General features: G+C 69.3%; 5 protein-coding genes and 1 pseudogene. 2 read left to right on the top strand and 4 right to left on the bottom strand.

All coding sequences use genetic code 11. From position 1 onward, the window contains the following. Nucleotides 1-209, bottom strand: a pseudogene (locus tag HUU94_RS04485) (hypothetical protein); the annotation flags it as partial. 2 nt (nt 210-211) lie between these two features. After that, nucleotides 212-1,993 (bottom strand): arginine--tRNA ligase, encoded by a 1,782-nt coding sequence (argS, locus tag HUU94_RS04480; RefSeq protein WP_174273906.1) that lies wholly within the window; start codon nt 1,991-1,993, stop codon nt 212-214. Between the two features lie 191 nt (nt 1,994-2,184). Between argS and HUU94_RS04475 the strand changes: the two genes are divergently transcribed. Then, complete coding sequence (locus HUU94_RS04475) at nt 2,185-2,400, top strand: hypothetical protein (RefSeq protein WP_174273905.1); 216 nt, start codon at nt 2,185-2,187, stop codon at nt 2,398-2,400. Between the two features lie 250 nt (nt 2,401-2,650). After that, a complete protein-coding gene (locus tag HUU94_RS04470) occupies nt 2,651-3,154 on the top strand; it encodes a CcdC protein domain-containing protein (protein ID WP_174273904.1) in 504 nt (167 codons plus the stop codon). A 139-nt stretch (nt 3,155-3,293) separates the two neighbouring features. Here HUU94_RS04470 and HUU94_RS04465 read toward each other — a convergent pair whose 3' ends face one another. Next, nucleotides 3,294-4,457 (bottom strand): deoxyguanosinetriphosphate triphosphohydrolase, encoded by a 1,164-nt coding sequence (locus HUU94_RS04465; protein WP_254601947.1) that lies wholly within the window; start codon nt 4,455-4,457, stop codon nt 3,294-3,296. A 10-nt stretch (nt 4,458-4,467) separates the two neighbouring features. Then, nucleotides 4,468-4,852 (bottom strand): SPOR domain-containing protein (locus tag HUU94_RS04460; protein ID WP_174273903.1); only part of this gene is annotated, 385 nt, incomplete at its 5' end.

Raw genomic sequence — 4,852 nt, 5'->3', positions numbered from 1 at the left:
GCGGTCGCGGCGCGATGGTGGCGGAACCAGACGATCCCGGCGGTCAGCGCGGTGATGCCGATCAGCACCGCGATCATCGTGACGATCACCCCGCCATAGCCGCGCGCGCTCTCCGGATAGGGCTCCTGATCCTCGTCCTCCACCGGCTCGAGCCACGGCAGCCGCTCCGATCCCGAAGCTTCTCCCATGCCGCGCCGGATCTCGACCATCGCTACATCTCCGTGGCGGCGGCGACGCCCATCACGCCCAGGCCGTTGCGCAATACCTGCCCGATCCCGTCGGCCAGCGCCAGCCGCGCGGCGGTCTTGGGCGCGTCGTCGGCGATCAGGAAACGCCGCGCCGGATCGTCGTTGCCCTGGTTCCAGAGTGCGTGGAACGCCGCCGCCAGATCGTAGAGATAGAAAGCGATCCGGTGCGGCTCGTGCGCGTTCGCCGCCGCTTCGATGATCCGCGGGAATTGCGCCGCCAGCTTGACCAGCGCCAGCTCGTCCATGTCGAGCAGCGCCAGATCGGCCTCGGGCAGCGCGATCCCCGCCTCGTCGGCGCGCCGGTGCAGCGAGGCGATCCGCGCATGCGCATATTGGACGTAGAAGACCGGATTGTCCTTCGATGCCTCCACCACCTTGGCGAAATCGAAGTCCATCTGCGCATCGGCCCGCCGCGTCAGCATCGTGAAGCGCACGACATCCCTGCCGACCTCCTCGACGACGTCGGCGAGCGTCACGAAGGACCCTGAGCGCTTTGACATCTTCACCGGCTCGCCGCCGCGCAGCAGCCGCACCATCTGGACGAGCTTGACGTCGAACGGCTTGTCGGGCGCCAATGCCTTCACCGCCGCCTGGATGCGCTTGACCGTGCCGGCATGGTCCGCGCCCCAGATGTCGATCAGCAGATCGGCGCCCTCCGCTTTCTGCGCATGGTAGGCGAGATCGGTGCCGAAATAGGTGAGCCCGCCGTCGGACTTGCGCACCGGCCGGTCCTGATCGTCGCCGAACGCGGTCGCGCGAAACAAGGTCATCTCGGTCGGTTCCCAATCGTCGGGAAGCTCGCCCTTGGGGGGCTCGAGCGTGCCTTCGTAGATCAGCCCGTCGGCGCGCAGCCGCGCGAACGCCGCCTCCACCCTGCCTGCCTCCTGCACCGCCGCTTCGGAGGCGAACACCTCGTGCGCGATGCCGAGCAGCGCCAGATCGGCGCGGATCCGCTCCATCATCAGCGCCACCGTGCGCTTCCGGAACAGGTCGAGCCATTCGCTTTCAGGCGCGTCCTTGAAACGATCGCCGAACTCCGCCGCCAGCGCCGCGCCCACCGGCACCAGATAATCGCCCGGATACAGGCCCTCGGGGATCGCGATCGTCTCGCCCAATGCCTCGCGATACCGCAGCCATGCCGAACGCGCGAGCGTCTGCACCTGCGCGCCCGCGTCGTTGACATAATATTCGCGCGTCACCGCATAGCCCGCATATTCGAGCAGCCCCGCCAGCGCATCGCCCACCACCGCGCCCCGGCAATGCCCCATGTGCATCGGCCCGGTCGGATTGGCCGAGACATATTCGACGTTGACGCGCCGCCCCCGCCCGATGTCCGCGCGGCCATAATCGCCGCCCTCGGCGAGGATCGTCGCAAGCTCGGCGGCCCATGTCTCCTCGGTCAGCCGGACGTTGAGGAACCCCGGCCCCGCCACCTCGACGCCTATGACATGGTCGAGCGCCGCCAGCTTCGGCGCGATCAGCGCGGCGAGCGCGCGCGGGTTGGTCCCGGCGGGCTTGGCCAGCACCATCGCCGCGTTGGTCGCGAGATCGCCGTGCGCCGCATCGCGCGGCGGCTCCACCGTGACGCCTCGCCGCTCGAGCCCGCCCGGCAGCGCACCATCGCGCACCAGCCCGTCGAGCAGGGCATCGAGGTCGGCAGCGAAACGGGCGTGAAGCGTCGGCAAGGGATGTTCCAGAAGCTGGCGGAAAGGCGCGCCTCTAACCCATCCCCGCGCGCGCGTCATGCCGAACCTGCTCCGGCATCCACCGTCGAACATAGCTGGTCAGCTCAAGATCCGGGGCACGGTGGACCCCGGAACCGGTCCGGGGTGACGAAGTTATCGAGCGCCACAGGCATCGAAGAAAAGCTGTCCCCGATACTGTACCCATCGTCCTCATCCGCTCGTTGAAGCCGAAAGCGGGAGCGACCGTCATCATGTTCAAGGCCTGCCTCCTGCCGCTGTCCCTATTGCTCGCCGGCTGCGGCGGCCCTTCCTCCGAGCGCACCAGCGGCAGTCAGGATCGCGCGCTGAACGCGATCGCGGCCAACACGTCGGAAATGGACGGGCAGGGCAAGCCGCCCGCGCCCATCGTTCCCCCCACGCTCGGGCAGAGAATGGACGCCAGCGGCAAGCCTCCACCGGCACCCTAGAGCCCGTCTTGTTGACATTAAACTCCCGTCACCCCGGCCTTGAGCCGGGGTGACGTTCAGTTGAACGGGACAGCCTCCAGGCAACGATCCTCCCCTGCAAGGGGAGGTGGCTGGCGAAGCCAGACGGAGGGGTATCCCGCCATCGAAAGCGCGATACCCTCCCGCCCCACTCTTACCACGCGATGGAGGATATCGCTGGACATCGGCGTTCCACCGCCATAGTCCGATAACACACCGTGGGGGCGGACTCATGCACGCGCAGCAATCGCAGACGATCAGCTACATCATCACCGCGGTGATCGTCGGCATCGTGCTGCTGCTCCGGCTGCGCGGGATGCGCCGCGCGCGTCGGCTGCGGCTCGAGACATTGTGGATCGTCCCCGCGCTCCTCGCGCTGGTGCTCGCCTTCTCCATCTTCGAATATCCGCCGCGGGACGCGCTCGGCTGGGTCTGGCTCGCGCTCGCCGCCGCGATCGGCGCGGGCCTCGGCTGGCGGCGCGGTAAGCTGATGCGGATCAGCGTCGATCCCGCCACCGGCACGCTCAACCAGCAGGTCTCGCCCGCCGCTTTGCTGTTCTTCGTGCTGCTGATCGTCGCGCGGCAGGGCCTGCGCTACGAGGCGGCATCGCTTGGGCTCAACATCCTTAAGATCACCGGCATCATGATGGCCTTCGCGGCCGGCCTGATCGCCGCCACCCGCCTCGAAATGTTCGTCCGCGCCCGGCGTCTCCTGCGCGGCGGAGCGATGGCTTAGGGTGTGTCCTGTTGAAGTTAAACTCTCGTCACCCCGGCCTTGAGCCGGGGTCCCGCTTCTTCTTCAGCGCTGGCCAAGCAGCGGGACCCCGGCTCAAGGCCGGGGTGACGTCTCAGCTCGAACAGGACAGCCTCCAGGCTCAAATCCCCTCGGGCATCTCCACCGGACCGACGATCTCGCGATAGCGCGCGATCGCGAACCGATCGGTCATTCCCGCGATGAAGTCGCCGATGTGCCGCGTCCGCGCAGGCTCCGCTTGCGGCAGGTCGGCCAGCCACCACGCCGGCAGCCGCTCCGGATCGGCGAGATAGGCGCCCGCCAGCCCCGCGACGATCGCGCGCGCCTGGTCCGCCACCGCTTGTTGCTGCGGATGACGATAGAGCTCCGCATAGAGAAAGCGCTTGAGCCCGCGCTCCGCCTCCGCAACCTCGGGCGAAAAGCCGATCAGCGGCCCCGCCGCCGCGCGCACCTCCGCGACCGAGGCGACGCCCGCCGCCGCGATCCGCCTTTCGCTCTCGGCGAGCAGATCGCCGACCATCCGCCCGATCCCGTCGCGGATCAGCGCGCCGAGTTGCTGCGCGCGCTTCGCCGCCGGCCAGCGCGCCGTCACCCCACGCCATCCCTCGGCCACGAACGGCACCGCGAGCAGCGCATCGAGATCGAGCAGCCCCGCGCGCAGGCCGTCGTCGATGTCGTGATTGTCATAGGCGATATCGTCGGCCAGCGCCGCCACCTGCGCCTCCAGCGAAGGCTGCGTGCCGAGCTCGAGCGGCCAATCCGCATCGACCTCCGCCAGCGCCCACGGCGCGTCCGCCACCGGGCCGTTATGCTTGGCCAGCCCTTCCAGCACCTCCCAGCTCAGGTTGAGCCCCGGATGATCGGGATAGGGCGAATCGATCCGCGTCAGCGTCCGCAGCGTCTGCGCATTATGATCGAAGCCGCCCGCCAGCGTCATCGCCGCCTTCAGCGCATCCTCGCCCGCGTGACCGAAAGGCGGGTGGCCGATATCGTGCGCCAGCGCCAGCGCCTCGGTGAGATCCTCGTTGAGCCCCAGCGCGCGCGCGATCGTCCGCGCGATCTGCGCAACCTCTAGGCTGTGCGTCAGCCGCACGCGGAAATGATCGCCGTCGGGCGCCACGAACACCTGCGTCTTGTGGCGGAGGCGGCGGAACGCGATCGAGTGGATGATCCGGTCGCGATCGCGCTGGAAGGCGTCGCGCGCGCTGCTCGGCGCGGCGGCATGGCGCCGCCCCCGGCTCGCCGCCGGATCGCTCGCCCAGGGCCTCACTCCCCCATGGCTCACTCCCGGCAGCTCATTCGGGATCGACCGGCTCCACCTTCGTCCCCGCCTCCGTCGTCACCCGAAACGACGTGATGCCCTTGGTGCGCTGGTCGTTGACCCAGTCCTGCGCCGCCGCCGCGCTCGCGAACGGCCCGATCATCAGCCGGTTGGTGTAGCGGTAATGCATCGTCCACGGGCTGCGTCCCGCCAGCGCGCCGCCATAGCGGGCCTTGAGCGCCTGCCATTCGCGCGGCAGCGTCGCCCTGTTCGCGCCGCCCGCGAGTTGCACCCAATGCCGCTCGGGATTCCTGCCCAGCGCCGCCTTGGCCTCCGCCGCCTGCCGGTCGCGCGCGGCCTTCGCGGTCGCCGCCTGCTTGTCCCGCGCCGCCTTGGCGGTTTCGGCGCGCGCCTCCGCC

This window comes from Sphingomonas bacterium, from assembly GCF_903644055.1.
GTDB lineage: Bacteria > Pseudomonadota > Alphaproteobacteria > Sphingomonadales > Sphingomonadaceae > Sphingomonas_I.
This window is presented reverse-complemented; position numbering and strand designations above follow the sequence as displayed.